Annotated in this window: 1 protein-coding gene; it reads left to right on the top strand. The window is 52.8% G+C overall.

The window, feature by feature from the left end:
- Positions 1–45: 45 nt before the first annotated feature.
- Positions 46–301, top strand: a 256-nt coding sequence (locus KDM89_RS21495; RefSeq protein WP_212689821.1) for a GGDEF domain-containing protein, incomplete at its 3' end; no start/stop codon positions are given.

Below are 301 nucleotides of genomic sequence, written 5' to 3'. Positions count from 1 at the left end.
AAGCTGATTACCAATTGCGTGTAAGAGGCGATCAATAATGATGAGATGATGGCGCTGATGTTTATCGACCTCGATCAATTCAAAACCATCTCAGATAAACTCGGGTATGACGTCTGCGATCAGGTACTGATCGCCATGTCTGAACGTTTGATGGAAGTTCTGCGCAGCACCGACACCCTGTGCCGGGTCGGCGCCGATGAATTTGCGGTGATTTTGCCAGCGGTCGGCTCTCTGGATACGGTGCGTCAGCTAGCCGAACGTCTGCTGCAGGCCTTGCGCCGGCCCTTGATCATGAATGGCA

It is taken from the genome of Cognatundibacterium luofuense, assembly GCF_018139685.1.
In the GTDB taxonomy this organism is placed as follows: Bacteria; Pseudomonadota; Gammaproteobacteria; order Burkholderiales; family Burkholderiaceae_D; genus Undibacterium; species Undibacterium luofuense.
Note: the sequence above shows the minus strand (reverse complement) of the source record. Positions and strands in the feature narration are given on the sequence as shown.